The sequence below is a fragment of the Citrobacter amalonaticus genome (genome assembly GCF_018323885.1).
GTDB classification, from domain to species: domain Bacteria; phylum Pseudomonadota; class Gammaproteobacteria; order Enterobacterales; family Enterobacteriaceae; genus Citrobacter_A; species Citrobacter_A amalonaticus.
This window is the reverse complement of sequence record NZ_AP024585.1, coordinates 2,252,445-2,266,523: the sequence shown is the minus strand read 5'-3', so window position 1 is coordinate 2,266,523 and position 14,079 is coordinate 2,252,445. Positions and strand designations below refer to the sequence as shown.

Genomic DNA, 14,079 nt, shown 5'->3' with positions numbered 1-14,079 from the left:
TAACCATCTCTGAGCTGACGTACCGCCTTCGACCATGCCAAAAAACACCAGGATTCTGCCAAAATCGCCGCGCCCGCTTGTGGTCGTACTCGCCTATGACGGACTGTGCACCTTCGAGTTTGGCGTAGCGGTCGAAGTCTTTGGTCTGCCGCGCCCGGAACTGGGCGCGGACTGGTATCGTTTTGCCGTCGCGTCGGTCGATGCTGGTCCACTCCGCGCGACCGGCGGCGTGCGGTTGATGGTGGATGGGGGACTGGAACTGTTGGCTGAGGCCGATATCGTTGTGGTTCCCGGCTGGCGAGGCATCGACGCGCCGGTACCCGAAGCCTTGTGTACCGCGCTGCGTGCCGCGTGGGCGCGAGGTTGCCGTCTGTTGTCGATCTGTTCTGGCGTGTTTGTGCTGGCAGCGACAGGGTTGCTGGACGGGCGCAAGGCCACCACTCACTGGCGCTACACGGACACGCTCCGGCAGCGTTTTCCGGCTATCGAGGTGCTTGATGACGTTCTCTACCATGATGCCGGACTGTTGCTGACCTCGGCGGGCAGCGCAGCGGGGATCGATCTGTGTCTTTATCTGATCCGCGAGGACTATGGTCTTGAGGTTGCCAACAGCGTTGCCCGACGGCTGGTGGTGCAGCCCCATCGAGATGGCGCACAGCCACAGCAGCTTCTGCGCCCCGTTGCCCGGCAACGTGAAAGTCAGACGCTGGGCCAGTTGTTTGATTTTCTGCATCAGAATCTGACGGTGAATCACGATACCGCCTCGCTGGCCAAACGCGCCGGGATGAGTCCGCGGACGTTTTTGCGTCGTTTTACCGATTGTACCGGCACCACGCCTGCACGCTGGATCCTCAACGAACGCTTATTACGGGCGCGCGATTACCTGGAAAACTCACCGCTCAGCGTGGAATTGATCGCGGAACAAACTGGTTTTGGCAGCGCCGCGTTATTTCGCCACCATTTTCGCCACATGTATTGTCTGTCTCCTTCACAATATCGAAAGAAATTTACGCTTATCGCTAAATAATCACCTAATTCAGCTTTTGTTTAGGTTAAAGCTGCTATTATCTCTTTCACCAACCAAATTAAGGTAAGCGAGGAAACACACTACTCATTAAATGGAGGCAAACATGCTGGGTAATATGAACGTTTTTATGGCCGTTCTGGGAATTATTTTATTTTCTGGATTTCTGGCCGCGTATTTCAGCCACAAATGGGATGACTAATGAACGGAGAAAGTCCTGAACCGATAAGGCCCCTTGTCGCATCACTGCACAAGGGGCCATTTTTTATGGCTGACGGGCAAAAAAAACCGCCGGATAACCGACGGTGAATGCTTGCATGGATAGATTTGTATTTTACTTTTTCCACCGTCCCGCCACTCCCGGCAGCGACAATGGATCACTTACACCTTACCACGCCGATTCTCAATGAATGTTAAACGGCAGGCGCTAAGATTGAGGCGTTTCTCGTTTCCACTCTTTTTTACTCTGGCAAGATGCAGTACGGGAAGACCACGGCTCAACAGAGCGTGTATTCTGTAAGTCCTGCGTTTCGGGACGGGAATTCCAGCGTTTTCTCTGTAATTTCTTGCCCATGAACAGCTGCATATTACCTCCGGTTGTCACTGTTTTAATCCATTAATCAATTTGTTGGAGGGAATGTAGCATATTGAGCGCAGGTTAATGTCAATAAACCGCCTGTTTTGTAAAGGCAGTAACCCACCACCAATTATTGGCAGCGAAAACGTCAACTAGCGGTTTAATTTACCGCGGCGCTAACTGACTGAGAATGGTGTGCCCCAGATAATTACTCCAGTTAAAACTATTTTGCAGAACCACCACTGCATTCTGGTTCTTTTTATCAAAGCCAATATAACTGGAATAACCGCCAATATATCCGACCTGATAGGTGATCTGACGATCGGCTAACGTATCGGTTACCCATGCAATATTTGCGGCTTCTTTCTGACGATAAAACTGGGTTCTGGCGACGTCCGCAAATGCACGGGCAAGCCCGGCATTGTCTTGCGTGGCAAAATGCGCTCGCGCATAGCCCGCCAGATCGCGCGCACTGCTGTATAAACTCGCCGCCCCGACCATATTGTGGTTAAACGTCCAGTCAGGCGTCAGTTCACCGCGTCGAATAAGCTTGGGCTGATCTCCCGCGTGACCTAATGCGCGATACGGATAGGCGTTGAGCGTCATGGGCTCAAAACTGCTGTTGTTCATCTGTAATGGCTGGAAAATCAGACGATTCGCCAGCGACGGGATCGACTCGCCGGTACGATGCTGCACGATGAAACCGAGCAGCGCGTAACCGATATTGGAATAGTGCGGCACGCGTGCCTCGGGCGCGGTGAAGTCGGCAAGAGAAGTCAGCACCGTATCGTTATCCAGTTGGGTATAGAAATTCTCCCCCGTACTGAAATAGCGCAGGAGATTTTCCAGAGTCAACAGATCCATCGGCTGTCTGGGCAGACCGGAGGTATGCGTCGCCAGTTGCAGCAGGGTAATCTTTCTGGCGTCATCGCTCAGCGGCGTATCCGCTGGCAGTAGCTGCGCCAGCGTGTCGTTCCAGTGCAGCACACCCTGATTCACCAGCACGGTAGTGATTTCGGCCGTTACCCCTTTACTCAGCGACCCCAGCGCAAACAGCGTGTCTGGGGTGATCGGATATTGATGTCGGCTGTCGGTCACACCGTAACTGTGGAACTCAGCGGGTCCGTTATGTTGAATGACCGCAACCACCATTCCGCTCACCTGCTTTTCCTGCATATACTGGTGGATCATCGGATCGATACCGCGAGCATAGTACCCCACCACCGCCTGCGCACTCTGTTCGGCAGGCATATTCAACTGCGATAAGGTGCTGTTGCTACAACCAGTCAGCAGCAGAGCAGAAGAAAGAAGGAGTGGCGCGGACGCTTTCATGAGCAGAAAGTCGCCTGAAGGATATCAGCGCAGAAAGGCAGGAAAACAGACATGTACAATACGGACTCCGGAAAAAGGAGCCCGCATTGTACATCAAGTTGCTAATAATGAAGTGTCGATTGTGTTATCCCGCCAGACCACGATGTTTGAGCATGTGCTCGATCTGTGGCTCACTACCCCGCCATGCCGGGTAAAGGCGTTCTAAATCTTCACTGTTGCCCCGTGATAAAATCGCGTCACGGAACCGCTGGCCGTTCTCACGCGTCAGTCCGCCCTGCTCCACAAACCACTGATAGCCGTCATCCGCCAGCATTTGCGTCCACAGATAGGCATAGTAGCCTGCCGCGTAACCGCCCCCAAAGATATGGGCAAAATAGCTGCTGCGATAGCGCGGCGGCACCGCCGGAAGATCGAGTTGCTCCGCCGCCAGCCGTTGTTTTTCAAATGTTTCAACGTCCTGAGGGGGTTCGTCAACAGACAGACGGTGCCAGCCCATATCCAGCAGCGCGGCGCTAAGCAGTTCGCTCATGTCATACCCCTTATTGAACAGGCTGGCCTTACGCATTTTGTCCTGTAACGCCTCTGGCATTTTTTCGCCGGTGACCGCATGGCGGGCATAGCGGTCAAACACCGTCGGATGGCTCGCCCAGTGTTCATTGATTTGCGATGGAAACTCGACGAAATCACGCGGCGTATTGGTTCCCGACAGCGACGCATAGCGCTGTGACGCAAACAGTCCGTGCAGGGTATGGCCGAACTCATGGAACAACGTGATGACATCATCCCAGAGTAACAGCGCGGGCTGTCCTGAGGCGGGCTTCTGATAATTACAGACGTTGTAAATAACCGGCTGGGTTTCGTTGAGCGTCGACTGCTCGACGAAATTGCCCATCCAGGCACCGCCGCTTTTCGAATCCCGGGCAAAGAAATCGCCGTAAAAAAGCGCCAGCCCAACACCGTTATGATCGAAGATTTCCCAGACGCGCACATCCGGATGGTAGACCGGAATATCAAAGCGCTCGATGAATTTGATGCCAAACAGCTGGTTGGCGGTCCAGAACACCCCTTCGTGCAGAACGGTATTCAGTTCGAAATACGGTTTGAGCTGTGATTCATCTAACGCGTATTTCGCACGCCGCACCTGCCCGGCATAAAAAGACCAGTCCCAGGCCTGCGCGGTAAACCCACCCTGTTCATCGTCAATTACCTGTTGGATATCGGTCAGTTCACTCAGCGCCCGTTGGCGCGCAGCAGGGACGATCGCGCGCATAAAGGCCAGTGCGGCCTCCGGCGTTTTTGCCATCTGATCGGCGATTTTCCACGATGCATAATCGGCAAACCCCAGCAGTTGCGCCTGGCGGGCGCGCAGGGCTACCAGCCGCTGAATCAGCGCACGCGTGTCATTGTCATCGCCTTTTTCGGCACGACGCCACCCGGCGTTAAACAGATTCTCCCGGGTCTGGCGATCGCGCAGTGCACTTAATGCCGGCTGTTGCGTGGTATTCAGCAGTGGTATCAGCCATCCCTCGGCGAGCCCTTTTTCGCTCGCCGCCTGTCGCGCGCTGGCGATCTCTTCCGCGCTGAGCCCCTCCAGTTGATGGGCGTAATCGACTACCAGTCCGCCAGATTTATTCGCCGCCAGCAGGCGCTGGTTAAACTGGCTGGTGAGCGTCGCGGCTTCGGTATTGAGCGCCCGGAGTTGCGCTTTATCGGCATCGCTCAGTTGGGCCCCGGCGAGAACAAAACGCTGGTGTGTCACCTCGATCAGACGCACGGATTCATCGTCGAGCCCCAGCGCATCACGTTGTTGCCAGACGCAATCAACGCGGGAAAACAACGCGCGGTTCAACCAGATATCATTCGCCAGTTCCGCGAGCTCGGCAGAAAACGCCTCATCGAGACGCTGAAGTTCATCATGCGTATGTGCCGCGGTCATGGCGAAGAAGACGCTGGTGACGCGGGTTAACAGCTCACCACTTTTCTCCAGGGCGAGAACCGTATTGGCAAAATCCGGGGCCGCGCTATTAGCAATTATGGCGGCGATGTCCGCGCGCTTTTGCTTGATCCCTTTGTCAAAGGCGGGACGATAGTGTTCCGTTTTAATCAAATCAAAACGGGGCGCCTGATACGGTAACAGGCTGTGGCTAAAGAACGGATTCGTTAACGACATCTTTCACTCCTGAAAACGATTTGTTCAATAGAGTAGGCTTCAGGGTAAAAGACCGCAATCCTGTAAAACCAGGGTTACCCGTGAGAGCGGATCACATGCTATGGTAGTCAAACGTAAAAAGCGTTGAGGAACAGTGAGATGATCGTTTTAGTAACCGGAGCAACCGCAGGTTTTGGTGAATGCATTACACGTCGTTTTGTTGAGAACGGGCATAAAGTCATTGCCACTGGCCGTCGCCAGGAACGCCTGCAAGAGTTAAAAGAGTCGCTGGGTGATAACGTGCTGATCGCGCAACTGGATGTGCGTAACCGCGCAGCCATTGAAGAGATGCTGGCATCGTTACCTGCCGAGTGGCGTGACATCGACCTGCTGGTCAACAACGCCGGGCTGGCGCTGGGTCTGGAACCTGCGCATAAAGCCAGCGTGGAAGACTGGGAAACCATGATCGATACCAACAACAAAGGGCTGATTTACATGACCCGCGCCGTCCTGCCGGGCATGGTCGAGCGTAACCGTGGGCATATCATCAACATCGGCTCTACCGCAGGCAGTTGGCCTTATGCTGGCGGCAACGTGTATGGCGCGACCAAGGCGTTTGTACGTCAGTTCAGTTTGAACCTGCGTACCGACCTGCACGGCACGGCCGTTCGCGTCACGGATATCGAGCCGGGTCTGGTGGGCGGCACCGAGTTTTCTAACGTGCGCTTTAAAGGCGATGACAATAAAGCGGGAAAAACCTATGAGAACACCACGGCGCTGACGCCGGAAGATGTGACCGAAGCGGTCTGGTGGGTCGCCACCCTGCCTGCCCATGTGAACATCAATACGGTAGAAATGATGCCAGTGACGCAATCTTTTGCCGGACTGAGCGTTCATCGCGGTTAATTTGCCTCCCGGCCCGCGGGCCGGGTATAGCTCGCGACAAAAAAGTGGTAGAATTTGTGGGTTAATTTTCTAAAAAGTAAGAGCGAATGACCGTCGAAACGCAACTCAATCCTACACAGCCCGTAAATCAGCAGATTTATCGCATTCTTCGCCGTGACATCGTGCACTGCCTCATTGCGCCAGGCACGCCGCTGTCCGAAAAAGAGGTGTCTGTTCGCTTCGATGTGTCTCGCCAACCGGTGCGTGAAGCGTTTATTAAGCTCGCGGAAAACGGCTTGATTCAGATCCGTCCGCAGCGCGGCAGCTACGTCAACAAGATCTCCCTCTCGCAGGTGCGAAACGGCTGTTTTGTCCGTCAGGCTATCGAATGCGCGGTGGCGCGGCGGGCCGCAGCCCAAATCACCGACAGTCAGTGCTATCAGCTTGAACAGAATCTTAATCAGCAGCGGATTGCGATTGAGCGCAAACAGCTGAATGATTTCTTCGAGCTGGATGACAATTTTCACCAGAAGCTGGCAACCATTGCGGACTGCCAACTGGCATGGGACACCATCGAAAATATCAAGGCCACCATCGACCGTGTGCGTTATATGAGTCTTGATCACGTCTCTCCACCAGAAATGTTGCTTCGCCAGCATCTCGATATTTTTTCAGCCCTGGAAAAACATGACGCCGATGCTGTCGAGAAAGCCATGACTCAACATCTGCAAGAAATCGGCGAGTCGGTCCTGCTGATCCGCCAGGAAAACAGCGATTGGTTCAGCGAAGAGTAATTCCCCTGCCTCATCTCTCGTGAGATGAGGTCTCTCCCTCCCCCCTGCATGTCTACATCAAAAAAGATGTGAGATTGATCAAAAACAAAAAAAATCCTGACTGATAAGCGTATTTATATAGCGCCCGTTACGTGGGACCTGAGCCCACGGGCTTTGACGGTAAGTTAGAAAGGAGAAAATACCATGATGACATACGATCGTAACCGTAACGCAATCACCACAGGCAGCCGTGTGATGATCAGTGGCACCGGCCATACCGGTCGCATTAAAGCGATTGAGACCGAAGGCCTGGATGCGGCGCAAATTCGTCGTGAAAAAACAGTCGAAGTGGAAGGCTGTGAAGGCAAATTTGCCCCGGTAGAACTGATTCGTCTCGGCATGAACTAATGGTGTGAGTGCCGGATAATGCCTTGATTATCCGGCAGTCCTGAGGCATTTACTTCACGTTTGCTGCATACTTTGCCACGGTGGCTTTCGCCCCTTCCGCCAGCAGCGTCTGATACGCGTCTTTCACGGCCTGCGTGAATAACGCGACCTGCGGCAGTTCGTTACCAAAGATTGCCTCAATAGCCAGCAGCGCTTCAACACGGCTTGCGCCTTCCGCACTGTTTTGTACCGCCTGTTGGATCACTGGCAGAAGCGGATCGTTGACTTCAATGGCATTTCCCTGTTCATCCACGCCGCCGACATAGCGCATCCAGCCCGCCACGCCCAGCGCCAGCAAATCAAAACGACTGTTATGTGCCAGATGCCAGCGTACTGAATCGAGCATCCGCTGAGGTAATTTCTGGCTACCGTCCATCGCAATCTGCCAGGTACGGTGACGCAGCGCCGGGTTGCTGTAGCGTTCAATAAGCAGGTCTGCATAGCGGGTGAGATCCACCCCCTGCACTTTCAGCGTGGGCGCCTGCTCGTTGAGCATCAGTGCGCGGGCAGCCACCCGATAATTTTCATCACCCATGCAGTCGTTGATATGCTGATACCCGGCGAGATAGCCCAGATACGCGAGGAATGAGTGGCTGCCGTTGAGCATCCGCAGTTTCATCTCTTCAAACGGGATCACGTCAGAGACCAGTTCTGCCCCGGCTTTTTCCCACTGCGGACGACCGGCAACAAAGTTATCTTCAATCACCCACTGACGGAATGGCTCGCAGGCCACACCGGCCGGATCGCGCACGCCGGTCAGGTTTTCAATTTTATCCAGCGTGTCAGCGGTGACGGCCGGAACAATGCGGTCAACCATCGTCGACGGGAACGTGACGTGTTGTTCGATCCATGCGGCCAGTTCGGCGTCCACGGCACGCGCGTAAGCGGTGACCACGTTACGCATCACGTGACCGTTTTCCGGCATGTTGTCGCAGGACATCACGGTGAAGGCGGCTAAGCCCGCCGCTTTACGGCGCGCCAGCGCTTCAACCACCACACCCGGCGCAGATTTCGGTTGATGTGGGTTTTGCAGATCGGCTGCGATCATCGGGTGATCCAACATCAGTTGTCCTGTCGCCGGGGAATGGCAATACCCTTTCTCAGTAATCGTCAGTGAAACAATCGCAACCTGTGGTTCACACATCGCCGCCAGCACGCTCTCCAGCCCGTCAACCTGAGCATGCAGCGCCTTTTTCACCACCCCCACGACTCTCGCGGTCCAGGCATCGGCAGACATTTCCGCCACGGTATAGAGATTATCCTGCTGTTTGAGATCGGCGATCTGCTGTTCCCCGCCGATCAGGTTCACTTCGCAGTATCCCCAGTCGCTGTTGTGCTCCGCCGCCAGGATATCGGTATAGACGCCCTGGTGCGCACGGTGGAAAGCACCAAAACCAAGATGAACAATACGCGGGATCAGTCGGTTGCGATCGTAGTCAGGAAGCGTCGCTTTTGCCGTTAAGAGCTTGTTTTGCATTGTATGACCTACTTTGAATGAAATCAGGACGGTTCCAGAGTAACGCCTGTATGGTTGTATGTTTTGATTTGAATTAATATTTTGCCAATTGGTATAACATCATTTGAAAGTTATGTGACAGGATGCAATTCCTGATGCTGAGCCTGACGCCCAGGGCAGGATCCCTGGGCTGAGTACTGGCTGCATCCCTGCAGCCATTAGGTGACAATCCTCTTAATCGTGCTTGCGCCACTCCTGGTATTCACGCTTGAGTCGCTGTGGCGCCGTTTCAGGCATCATGAGCAAGCCGATAACAGAAATGATGCCGAGAACAATCACATAGCTTGCTAACCCGTAGTAATGCCCACCGGTCATCTGCAAAATCTTCACTGCCACCAGCCCCAGCACCCCGCTGCCAATCAGTGAACCCAATTGCCAGATTAAAGCGATGCCGCTGCAGCGAATATGCGTCGGGAACAGCTCCGGGAAGAACGATGCCTGCGGTGCGTAGCACATGCTATGACCAAAGCTAATGACGATGATCATCACCAGCTGCGTCAGCCAGAAATTGTCCTGATTAATGGCCAGGAAGAACGGAATAATCATTATGACCTGAATCAGCGCGCCCATGATATACACCGGCTTACGACCAATTTTGTCACAGAGCGCCCCCATCATGGGTATGGCAAGCACTTCGATCACCACCGCGATGATCATGGTTTCCATTAAGATATTGGCATCCAGATTATTGGCTTTGCCGTACGCCAGGACGATTACCGTGAACATGGCAAACGTACAGGCTTCAATCAGTTTTGCGCAGACGCCTTTTACCACAATGCCAGGAAAATCGCGGATGACTTCAATGAGTGGACGGGACTCTTCTGCTTTCGTCTCACGAATCTGCGCAAAGACAGGAGACTCATCGATTCTTAGGCGAATAAACAGGCCAACGATCACCAGCAGCAGACTAAGCAGGAACGGAATACGCCAGCCGTAATCCATCATTGCTTCAGGAGATAAGGTGGCATTGAGCAGTGCAAACAGTGCCATCGGTAACAAAAAGCCGACCGGCGCACCAATTTGTACCCAACTGGCAAAGAATCCGCGCCGTTTAGGTTCGGCATATTCTGCCGTCATCAAGACCGCCCCGGCCTGTTCACCCCCGACACCAAACCCCTGGAGTACGCGAATGAAGATCAACAGAACGGGTGCCCAGACACCGATTTTTTCGTACGTTGGCAATAAGCCAATGCAGAATGTCCCGAGCCCGACAATCAGTATCGTGATAACCAGCGCTTTTTTACGCCCCACTTTATCGCCGATATGTCCAAAGACAATTCCGCCCAAAGGCCTTGCCAGGAAGCCCACCGCATAAGTGGCAAATGCGGCCAGCGTACTGATTAACGGATCGTCACTGGGGAAAAACAGGTGACCAAAGAACAGCACTGCCGCAGTGCCATAGGCAAAAAAGTCATAGTATTCAGCAGCTGTACCAATCGCTGAAGCAGAAGCGACGCGACGAACTACGGGTTTGCTATCAACATCATTTTTAATATCAACGGAACTAACCATAAATAATTACCTTCGTTGGTTCAGAGGTGAACAACATCCGTGTCGTATAAATGTTAGCTTACCAGTTCCACAAGGTGCCATCTTCAAGCCGGGCAACCGGCAGATAGGCGGGGTCATAGGGATATTTCGCCGCCAGTTTTTCATCGAACTCGATACCCAGTCCCGGCTTCTCGCCCGGATGCATATAGCCGTTGTCAAAGGTCCAGTTGTGCGGGAAGACTTCCAGCATCTGTTCGGAATAGCCCATGTATTCCTGCACGCCAAAGTTCGGTACCCACAGGTCAAAATGCAGCGCAGCGGCCATACAAACCGGAGAAAGATCGGACGGGCCGTGTGAACCGGTACGCACCTGGTAGAGCGAAGCGAAGTCGGCGATGCGACGCATGCCGGTGATCCCGCCCGCATGGGTGATCGTGGTGCGGATATAATCGATGAGCTGTTCTTCAATAAGCTGCTTGCAGTCCCAGATGCTGTTGAAGACTTCACCGACGGCAATCGGGGTCACCGTGTGCTGACGGATCAATCGGAAACACTCCTGGTTCTCGGCAGGCGTCGGATCTTCCATCCAGAAAAGGCGATAATCTTCAATGCTTTTACCAAAGCGCGCCGCTTCTATGGGTGTCAGGCGGTGGTGCATGTCGTGAAGGAGATGCTCGTTAAAGCCGAACGTATTGCGCACCGCCTCGAACAGTTTCGGCGTGAAATCAAGATACTTTTCCGTCGACCACAGTTGCTCTTCCGGCCACTGTCCTTTCGTGGCGGGTTCATAGGCCTGCCCTTTTCCCTTTGCCATGCCGTAGGTGGTTTTCATACCTGGCACGCCGCACTGAACGCGAATGGCTTTGAAGCCCATCTCTTTATGGCGTGCATAGTCTTCCAGCACATCATCCACGGTGTGACCGGTGGTGTGACAATAAACCATCACCCCTTCGCGTGATGCGCCGCCAAGCAGTTGATACAGCGGCATGTTGGCGGCTTTCGCTTTGATATCCCACAGCGCCATGTCGACGGCGGAGATAGCAGACATGGTCACCGGGCCACGACGCCAGTACGCGCCTTTATAAAAGAACTGCCAGATATCTTCGATGCGGTGCGCATCACGACCGATCAACTGTGGGCAAAGATGATCTTTCAGGTAAGACGCGACGGATAACTCACGTCCATTCAGCGTGGCGTCTCCAAGACCGGTGATACCGTCCTCGGTCGTAATCTTCAGTGTGACAAAGTTACGTCCCGGACAGGTGACAAAAACCTCAGCCCCTACAATCTTCATTTTTTCTTCCTGGTTCTGTGTGGTGATGGTGAGAATCTACGCAATACATATACTACCATACAAGTATGAACGGTTTGTTTTTCAATCTTGATCACAAAAAATCACGGGCTATAAAAAGGAGGCTTTTCAGGGAAAACGTCTGGCGGATGCCTGAACAGAGAAGCATCAGACACATTAATCCATTGAATTTAAATAAGAATAAAGAGAGATTTACGAGAAATGACACATGTCATACGCCAAGAGCATGACACATCTTGCGCAGAGAACGCTTAGCCGCGCCCCCATCCCGCTACAATAATCAGCATTCCGCACAGTGCGATGAGCGCCCCGCTCCAGTCATACAGGCTGAGTTTGACGCCATCGACCACGCGCAGCCAGATCAGTGCGGTACAGACATAAACGCCACCGTACGCGGCATACACCCGACCGCTGGCGGCAGGATGCAGCGTCAGCAGCCAGACGAAAAGCGCCAGCGCAACGCCTGCGGGTAACAACAACCAGACGGTGGCTCCCCGCTTCAGCCAGAGCCAGGGAAGAAAGCAACCGATAATTTCGCAAAGCGCAGTGGCAAAAAAAAGCAGCGTGGTTTTAAGCATCTGAATCGTTCATTGACCTGAGGTTCAGGCATGATACGCCATAATCCTCCGATCTTATCCATAACCTTGCGGCGGGTATGCCCTGCGCAAGGAATGGTGTAGAATTTGCCTGCAAATGATGCTTTTTGCGTCGCTCATAAAAGGAACTTGCCATGAACATTACGCTTCGCAAACGCCTGTGCCTGACGGCAATGCTGCTGCTGGGTGCTGTCGTCTACACCGCGACCGCGCAGGCTGAGACCAGCCGACTGGTGATTGAATCAGGCGATAGCGCCCTGAGCCGTCAACAGGCGGCCATGCAAAAAGAACAGTGGGATGACACGCGCAGTCTGCGTCAGAAAGTGAACAAACGCGCGGAAAAAGAGTGGGATAAAGCGGATGCCGCCTTTGATAACCGCGACAGCTGCGAACAGAGCGCCAACCTGAATGCGTACTGGGAACCGAACACCCTGCGCTGTCTGGATCGTCGCACCGGTCGCGTGATTGCCCCTTGATATAACGCGTTAAAAAGACATTAAGGATTAAGTATGACAAGCGCCCTCAGTGTTAAGCTGCGCCCGCTGGAGCGTGAAGATTTACGTTTTGTCCATCAACTTGACAACAACGCCAGCGTGATGCGCTACTGGTTTGAAGAGCCTTACGAAGCGTTCGTCGAGTTGTCCGATCTCTACGATAAGCACATTCACGATCAAAGTGAACGCCGTTTCGTCGTGGAATGTGATGGCGAAAAAGCGGGCCTGGTCGAACTGGTTGAAATTAACCATGTCCACCGTCGGGCTGAATTTCAGATCATTATTTCCCCGGAATACCAGGGAAAAGGTCTCGCCTCACGGGCCGCTAAACTGGCGATGGACTACGGATTTACCGTACTTAACCTCTATAAGCTGTACCTCATCGTTGATAAAGAGAACGAGAAGGCGATCCACATCTACCGTAAGCTGGGCTTTATGGTCGAAGGCGAGCTGATTCATGAATTCTTTATCAACGGGGAATACCGCAATACGATCCGGATGTGTATCTTCCAGCATCAGTACCTGGCAGAGCATCGCTCGCCGGGATCGACGATGCTAAAACCTACCGCGCAGTAACCGCTGCGCGGTCCTCTCAATAGTAATCGATGGTATTTTTGATCGTGTAGTTGTGCTCGACCGCGGGTTTGACGCTTTCATCGACGATCACCAGCGTACAGTCGGTGGGATTGGCATGACGGTCATAGTCGCAGGTCTGTTTAACGTTCCCCAAAGGGTGATCGTTAAGCAGACTCACCGCCGTGTAATCCAGCTTCTTGCGCGGATCGGTCGAGGGTTTCGCGCTGACGGATAACGTCTGGTCCTTGCTGATCGTGGTCTTGCCGAGCGGATACCCTTCCGCATCATAGCGGTACTGGACTTTCATCTCTTTTCCCGTTGCCGCAACCACAAAACCATTATCATCGGTATCCCAGACGACACCCGCTGACGGCAGTTCCGCCAACTGACATTTCCCCTGCAAACGCACCTTTTTCTCCAGCGTTTCGGCATCGCGATAATAGTTCGCGTCCAGCACCAGCGCTACAGCGGTATTGTTTTCGAGATCGTGCAACTCAAGCGAGTCAAAACAACCTTCTTCAGACAACGTACCGTTGACGCGCTTCGTCACTTCTCCCTTCTCATTAAGCAACGTCTGGCTGAAGTCTTTTACCGGCCCGCGTAAGGGATCAAAGTCAAATTCATTAGAAAAACTGGCCATTTCCGGCGTAAAGGAGAGCGGCGTTGCGCTGTTGTCACATCCCACCAGCGCAACACCAAGCGACAAAAGAAATATCTGTTTTTTCACAGGTTCCCCAAGAGAAAAAGATGATCTTCAGTCATAGTAGCAAAGACTGTCGTTTACTGTATACCTGCGCGAAAGTGGCATAAACAAGGGTAAATCGTGAGCAGAATTCACGGTTTCCTCTCACGTTAATTGATCAAGATCAAACTAATGTGTATCTGTTTTTTACAGTATTCCTAAAAA

15 protein-coding genes are annotated in these 14,079 nt (G+C 53.2%); 8 read left to right on the top strand and 7 right to left on the bottom strand.

Annotation, left to right across the window (positions count from 1 at the left end):
- Positions 1-34: 34 nt before the first annotated feature.
- From ftrA to KI228_RS24600, 3 genes are all read left to right on the top strand, one after another.
- The gene (gene ftrA / locus KI228_RS10660; RefSeq protein ID WP_061070145.1) at positions 35-1,027 is read left to right on the top strand and encodes a transcriptional regulator FtrA; all 993 of its coding nucleotides are present in this window, start codon (positions 35-37) and stop codon (positions 1,025-1,027) included.
- Between the two features lie 103 nt (positions 1,028-1,130).
- Positions 1,131-1,226 carry a protein MgtS gene (gene mgtS, locus KI228_RS10655; RefSeq protein ID WP_000901367.1) on the top strand — a complete coding sequence of 32 codons (96 nt, stop codon included), beginning with the start codon at positions 1,131-1,133 and terminating at the stop codon, positions 1,224-1,226.
- The gene (locus tag KI228_RS24600) at positions 1,226-1,333 is read left to right on the top strand and encodes a hypothetical protein (protein WP_224267578.1); all 108 of its coding nucleotides are present in this window, start codon (positions 1,226-1,228) and stop codon (positions 1,331-1,333) included. Before mgtS ends, KI228_RS24600 begins: the two co-directional genes overlap by 1 nt.
- 433 nt (positions 1,334-1,766) lie before the next feature.
- Here the strand turns inward: KI228_RS24600 and KI228_RS10650 are convergent, their stop codons facing one another.
- Together KI228_RS10650 and dcp are read right to left on the bottom strand one after the other, a co-directional pair.
- Positions 1,767-2,933 (bottom strand): serine hydrolase domain-containing protein, encoded by a 1,167-nt coding sequence (locus KI228_RS10650; protein WP_061070146.1) that lies wholly within the window; start codon positions 2,931-2,933, stop codon positions 1,767-1,769.
- Positions 2,934-3,057: 124 nt separating this feature from the next.
- Positions 3,058-5,103: a peptidyl-dipeptidase Dcp gene (dcp, locus tag KI228_RS10645; protein WP_061070147.1), complete on the bottom strand. Its 2,046-nt coding sequence runs from the start codon at positions 5,101-5,103 to the stop codon at positions 3,058-3,060.
- Between the two features lie 138 nt (positions 5,104-5,241).
- On the opposite strand from dcp, the gene ydfG reads away from it, so the two are divergent.
- From ydfG to ydfZ, 3 genes are all read left to right on the top strand, one after another.
- Positions 5,242-5,988, top strand: coding sequence for a bifunctional NADP-dependent 3-hydroxy acid dehydrogenase/3-hydroxypropionate dehydrogenase YdfG (gene ydfG, locus KI228_RS10640; protein ID WP_043000738.1), 747 nt, complete (start codon positions 5,242-5,244; stop codon positions 5,986-5,988).
- 86 nt (positions 5,989-6,074) lie between these two features.
- Positions 6,075-6,761: a GntR family transcriptional regulator gene (locus KI228_RS10635; protein ID WP_043000739.1), complete on the top strand. Its 687-nt coding sequence runs from the start codon at positions 6,075-6,077 to the stop codon at positions 6,759-6,761.
- A gap of 183 nt (positions 6,762-6,944) precedes the next feature.
- Positions 6,945-7,148 carry a putative selenium delivery protein YdfZ gene (ydfZ, locus tag KI228_RS10630; protein WP_042319125.1) on the top strand — a complete coding sequence of 68 codons (204 nt, stop codon included), beginning with the start codon at positions 6,945-6,947 and terminating at the stop codon, positions 7,146-7,148.
- 49 nt (positions 7,149-7,197) lie between these two features.
- Here the strand turns inward: ydfZ and KI228_RS10625 are convergent, their stop codons facing one another.
- The 4 genes from KI228_RS10625 to KI228_RS10610 form a co-directional block, all read right to left on the bottom strand.
- Positions 7,198-8,664, bottom strand: a complete 1,467-nt coding sequence (locus KI228_RS10625) for a mannitol dehydrogenase family protein (RefSeq protein ID WP_044268060.1) — start codon at positions 8,662-8,664, stop codon at positions 7,198-7,200.
- Positions 8,665-8,877: 213 nt separating this feature from the next.
- The gene (locus tag KI228_RS10620) at positions 8,878-10,215 is read right to left on the bottom strand and encodes an MFS transporter (protein ID WP_043000741.1); all 1,338 of its coding nucleotides are present in this window, start codon (positions 10,213-10,215) and stop codon (positions 8,878-8,880) included.
- Positions 10,216-10,273: 58 nt separating this feature from the next.
- Positions 10,274-11,488: a starvation-sensing protein RspA gene (gene rspA, locus KI228_RS10615; protein ID WP_043000742.1), complete on the bottom strand. Its 1,215-nt coding sequence runs from the start codon at positions 11,486-11,488 to the stop codon at positions 10,274-10,276.
- Between the two features lie 269 nt (positions 11,489-11,757).
- On the bottom strand, positions 11,758-12,084 hold the full coding sequence (locus KI228_RS10610; protein WP_043000743.1) for a YnfA family protein: 327 nt from the start codon (positions 12,082-12,084) through the stop codon (positions 11,758-11,760).
- A 152-nt stretch (positions 12,085-12,236) separates the two neighbouring features.
- Here KI228_RS10610 and KI228_RS10605 point away from each other — a divergent pair, with 152 nt between their 5' ends.
- Together KI228_RS10605 and speG are read left to right on the top strand one after the other, a co-directional pair.
- On the top strand, positions 12,237-12,578 hold the full coding sequence (locus KI228_RS10605) for a DUF1283 family protein (RefSeq protein WP_044326672.1): 342 nt from the start codon (positions 12,237-12,239) through the stop codon (positions 12,576-12,578).
- Positions 12,579-12,611: 33 nt separating this feature from the next.
- Positions 12,612-13,172, top strand: coding sequence for a spermidine N1-acetyltransferase (gene speG / locus KI228_RS10600; RefSeq protein ID WP_043000745.1), 561 nt, complete (start codon positions 12,612-12,614; stop codon positions 13,170-13,172).
- A gap of 16 nt (positions 13,173-13,188) precedes the next feature.
- Here the strand turns inward: speG and KI228_RS10595 are convergent, their stop codons facing one another.
- Positions 13,189-13,899, bottom strand: coding sequence for a YnfC family lipoprotein (locus KI228_RS10595; protein WP_043000746.1), 711 nt, complete (start codon positions 13,897-13,899; stop codon positions 13,189-13,191).
- Positions 13,900-14,079 lie beyond the last annotated feature (180 nt).